Source organism: Bradyrhizobium manausense, from assembly GCF_001440035.1.
GTDB classification, from domain to species: domain Bacteria; phylum Pseudomonadota; class Alphaproteobacteria; order Rhizobiales; family Xanthobacteraceae; genus Bradyrhizobium; species Bradyrhizobium manausense.
The window spans coordinates 369,603-374,747 of the sequence record NZ_LJYG01000112.1 but is presented as its reverse complement, the minus strand read 5'-3'; the positions used below and the strand labels follow the sequence as shown (position 1 = coordinate 374,747).

Annotated in this window: 2 protein-coding genes; one reads left to right on the top strand and one right to left on the bottom strand. The window is 65.3% G+C overall.

Annotated elements, in window-relative coordinates; genetic code table 11:
• Positions 1–3,073, bottom strand: a 3,073-nt coding sequence (locus AOQ71_RS38330) for a beta strand repeat-containing protein (protein WP_205668302.1), incomplete at its 3' end; no start/stop codon positions are given.
• A gap of 187 nt (positions 3,074–3,260) precedes the next feature.
• On the opposite strand from AOQ71_RS38330, the gene AOQ71_RS38325 reads away from it, so the two are divergent.
• The gene (locus AOQ71_RS38325) at positions 3,261–4,997 is read left to right on the top strand and encodes a tetratricopeptide repeat protein (RefSeq protein ID WP_057758381.1); all 1,737 of its coding nucleotides are present in this window, start codon (positions 3,261–3,263) and stop codon (positions 4,995–4,997) included.
• The last annotated feature ends 148 nt before the right edge of the window (positions 4,998–5,145 follow it).

Genomic DNA, 5,145 nt, shown 5'->3' with positions numbered 1-5,145 from the left:
CCGCCTGCACGGTGGCGCCGGTGAGTGTCGCGGTGCCCGAGACGTTGGTTCGGTCGGCGGCGGTGGTGGAGACCTCGACCCGGTAGAAGCTGCCGGCACTGAAGGCGACATTGCCGCTCACGGTGAGCGTGCCCACGGAATTGCCGGGCGACAGCGTACCACCGCTCGCGATGGTCGTGTTGCCGACGATGCCGGTGCCACCGAGCGTGCCGCCGCTGTTGACGGTGAGGCTGCTCGACGACGCAATCGAGCCGTTCACCGCCAGCGCGCCGCCGTTCACGATCGTGGCGCCGGTGTAGGTGTTGATGCCTGCCAGCGTCAGCGTGCCGGTGCCGGTCTTGACCAGCGATGTTCCAGTAACCATTCCGTCGCCGGTGAGCACGCCGGTAACTGTCGTCGACAGATTGTTGCTGCCAACAGTCAGCTCTGTGCTGTTGAGGTCGAAGCGGCCGTTGCCGGCGAGTGAGCCGGCAGTGATCCTGCCATGGCCGCCCGGGCCGGGCGTGAAAAAGTTGATGATTGCGCTGGGGTCGGTGTTGATGAGCTGCGCGTTGCCGGCCGTGGAGTTGCCGTCGAACAGCACATTGCCGCTGTTGCGGATGGTCGCGCTGCCGGCTGTGGCGTTGCCGTAGAACGCCAGCTGCGCGTTGTTGGTGATATCAGCGCTACCGGCCGTGTTACCGAGGAATGCCAGCGTGCCGGCGGACACCGTCGCGCCGGAAAAACCTGCTGCGCCGGTCAAGGTCAGCGTGCCGGCGCCTGATTTGGTCAGTGTGCTGCCGCTGATGCTCTGGCTGACGGTGAAATCGTTGGCGGCGTCCGCAATGTCGAATGTGCCGCCGCCGGCCCCCAAAATGACGGTGCGTGCGGTGGTGGTGAATGTCGTGCCGGTGACCTGCAAGGTGCCGCCCTTGAAGGTCAGGCTGCCCGAGGGGTCGCCGAGATTGGCGTCCGAGGAGACGCTGACGATTCCGCCGGCGAAGGTGGTGCCGCCGGTGTAGGTGTTGGCGCCTGACGGCGTCAGCGTGCCGGTGCCGGTCTTGACCAGCGAGGCGCCGGTGCCGCTGGTGCTGCCACCATCGGCAATGACGCCGCTGACGGCGGTCGACAGATTGTTGCCGCCGACCGTGAGTTCGTTATCGCCGAGATAGAACGTGCCATTGCCGGCAATCGAGCCGGCGCTGAGCTTGTGATCGCCGTTCGGGCCGGAGCTGCGGGAAAAATCGAAGACGGCGCTCGGGTCGTTGTTGATCAACTGCGCATTGCCCGCAGTCGAGTTGTCCATGAAAGAGGCGTTTCCGACGGAATTGTGGAAGGGACCGCCTCCATTGTTGGTAATGACGGCGTTGCCGGCCGTGCTATTGCCGCTGAAAAGGATATTATAGGTGTTGGTGATGCTCGCGCTTCCCGCCGTGCTGGCGCCGGCGAAATTCGTTGCAAGGTTATTGGTGATCGCTGCGCTTGCCGCCGTGCTCGAACCACTGAAGGACAGGACACCGTTGTTGGTAATGCCGGCGCTCGCAGCCGAGCTCATCTGATTGAAAGTGACCGAGTTGGCGTTGGTGATGACAGCAGTGCCAGCCGTGCTCGAGCCGTAGAAGGAGAGCATGCTGTTGTTATTGATCGTCGCGCTGCCAGCGGTACTGGTGTCGTAAAATAACGCATTGCCGGTGTTGGTGATGGTGGCGCTGCCGGCCGTACTGGCGCCGTGAAAATTCAGCATGCCGGTGTAGTCATTGATGTTGATGGTGGCGCTGCCAGCCGTGCTCGAATTGAAGAAGCCGACGAAGCCGAAGTAACCGCTGGCGATGTTGGCGTTTGCGGCCGAGCTCGAGCCGTTGAAGCTGAGCTGGCCGTAGCTAAAGTTGGTGATGTTGGCGCCGCCGGCCGTGCTCGTGCCGTAGAAATATGTCAGACCGCCGTAGTTGTTGATGGTCGCGCTGCCGGCCGTGCTGGCGTCGTAAAACGCCATCGTTCTGTTGAGGTTGTTGTTGATGGTTGCGCTTGCCGCCGTGCTTGCGTCGCGGAAATAAACCGAGCCGGCGCCATCGTTGGTAATGTTGGCGGTTCCGGCTGTGCTGGAATTGTGGAAGGTGATAGCGGCGGTGTAATCGGTGGGACTATGGTTGATGGTCGCGTTGCCGGCCGTGCTGCGGTCGTAGAAGTCGACGGTGCCGTGTCCCGTGTTGGTGATGGTTGAAGCGCCCGCCGTGCTGTCGTCGTAGAACGAGAGGCCGCCGCTGTTTGAGATGGTGGCGCTGCCGGCGCCGCTTCCGTTGTGGAAGACCGTGGTTCCGTCGTTGGTGATGCCGGTGATGCCGCTGGTGTCGCCGTTGAAGACGCTGAACGTGCCGCCGACGCCAACGGTGACGCTCCCCAGAATGGCACCGCCGCCGCCGGCACTGCCGAGCTGTAACGTGCCGCCGTTGATCGTGGTGCCGCCGGCATAGGTCTTGGCGCCCAACAAGGTCAGCGTGCCGGTGCCGATCTTGACCAGCGAGCCGTTGAAAATAGCTCCGGTCACTTCGGTCGACAGATTGTTGGAGCCGACCGTCAGTTGGTTGAAGCCGAGGTCGAAGTCCCCGCTGCCCGAGATCGAGCCGGCCGTGACGGGACCGGTCGTGGCAAACTCGATTTGACCGTTGTTGTTGATCGCGGCATTGCCGGCCGTGCTGTTGCCGGAGAACGCAAGGTCGCCGCCGTTGATGTTGATCGTGACACCGCCGCCGTTGACGGTGATTCCAGCGCCCGTGAAGTAAAGCGAGTTGCTGACGTCGAACGTGTAGTTCGAGGCGCCGGCATTGAAGGTCCAGCCGCCGACGCTGGCGCTCGTAATCACCAGGCTGGTGGTGTTCGATGTGCCGAACGAGGCCGTGCCCACCGGCACGAAGCCGCCGTCCCAATTGGCGCCGTTGCTGTAATCGTTGCTGCCGGGAGAGGCGAGCCAGGTGCCGTTCGACGCGGCGTGCGCCGGCGCGGCCGGCAGCGCCCAGGCCAGGGCCAGCGCCGACGACGTCAGCAGCGCGGCCCGCAGGCGGCCGCCCGCTTTGAAACAATCTTTCCCGGTCTTCACCACTTCCCCCAACACGCAGGTCCCGAGTCCTCGAGGGGATTCTTCGCACCGGGCGGGAGTGGTGTCCTGATAAGGGGTTGGCTAGTTTCTGAAAGTTTCTGATATTTGCGTTTCAGGGCCGATTTTCGGGCATTTTCGCCAGACTTCGGCTATATGACCCGCCTTGAGAGACGTGTTGGGGGTTCGCTTGCTTCGTTTCGCCGGCTTCGAGCTGGACCTGCCGCGCGCGGAGCTGCGCGGGGCCGATGGCACGCCGATCAAGCTCCGGCCCAAGACGTTCGAGATGCTGCGGCTGTTCGCCAGCAGTGGCGGCCGCGTGCTTGGCAAGCAGGAGCTGATGGAGGCGATCTGGCCGAACGTCCATGTCGGCGAGGACAGCCTGTTCCAGTGCATCCGCGAGCTTCGTGGCGCGCTCGGCGACGACCGGCGGCAGCTGATCAAGCTCGCCTCCGGCGGCGGCTATCTGCTGGCGACGGAGGTCGTGGAGGCGCCTGATGTCACGGCGCAGGCCGAGGCACCGCCGACGTTGGCTGCGGATGAAAGCGAGCCCATGCGGCCCGCCGTGGTCGCGGCGCAGCCTGTGCGGCCGCCGCGCGCGATGTTCGGTTTGAGCCGTCGTGCCGTCGCTGCCGCCGCCGTGGGTCTCGGCGTGGTCGTCATGGGGCTCGCCGTGGCTGCGCCGGCGCTGAAGCCGGACCTGCTGTTCAAGCGGACGCCGCCGCGCATCGCGGTGATGCCGATCGTTGATGCCAGCAGCGATTCCCGTGGCGTGGCGATGGCGGCGGAGGTCACCGGCCGTTTGACCGACGGTTTTGCCAGGATCCAGAACATCAGCGTGGTGACGCCACTGGTGGCGACGGTCACGGGCGGCGAAAGCCCGGCCGTGCCTGCCACCTCATCCGATTACGAGCTGCGCGGCGAGTTGCAGCTCGCCGATCAGTCCTGGACGCTGCGTGCGCGCATCATCAAGACTGCGAGCGGCGAGGTTCAATCGGTCGCGACAGTCTCGGTCAATGTCGAGGCGCTGGACGCGCAGCTTGTGCAGGCGCGGCTCGCTGCGGGCGTCGGCCATGTGCTGGCGCGCCGCCTCAATGAGATGCTGGAGCCGAGCGCATCGTCATCGGCGCGCCGCACATCGTCGGCGGGCGGCGACAAGGTCGCGGTCGAGCAGGCGCTCGCCTCGATCAACCAGACCACGCGCGAACGTTTTGGCGCGGCGCAGGCGATGCTGCAGAAGGCGCTGAGCGACGATCCTGATAATCTCGACATCGCGGTTGCGCTCGCTTCGCTGCAGATGCGCGGCATCCAGATGGTCTGGTTCAGCCCGGAGGAGGCGGCCATTGTCGAGGCGAACGCCTATGCAACGCTGGAGCAGGCGTTGCGATCGAGGCCGAATTCGATCCCGGTGCTGGAGGCCTCTTGCCGCTTCCTCAGCGCCACCAACCATTTCGTCGAAAGCCTCGTCACCTGCGCCAAAGCCTTGAGCTTCGATCCGTGGGACGGGGCGGCGCTCTATCTGATCGGCTTGGGCCAGATCTATCTCGGCCGCTTCGACGATGCGCTCACCACGTTCCAGCAGGCCGATCGTTACGACACGCCGCCGGCCTCGCGCTGGACCTGGCTGCTCGGCGCAGGCACGGCGAATGCCTTGATGGGCCGCTACGAGGAGGCGCTACCGTGGCTGCAGCGCTCGATCGCCATCACGCCGGGCACCGGCCGCTCGCATTTCCTGCTCGCCGCGGCCTATCAGAGGCTGGGCCGGGACGAGGAGGCGAGGGCCGCGATCGCGGAGGGCCTGCGCTTGCGGCCCGGCACCAACAGGCAAAGCGTCTGGCCCCCAATGAAGAACGCAAGCCCGGTCTGTATCGCGGCGTGGGAACGAGTCGTGCAGGCCGAGGTGGATGCGGGGTTGCCGGAGGAGTGAGGGCGCGCTTCGTCCGGCATCGAGCCTTCCTCGCTTCCTGTCAGAGAAAGTCGGACCGTCAACCTGAGGTGCGCGCTCTGTGGCGCGCCGCGCCGCAGAGCAAGCCTCGAAGGGCGGCGGCCCGGCTGCATCGGGGCCGTGCATCCTT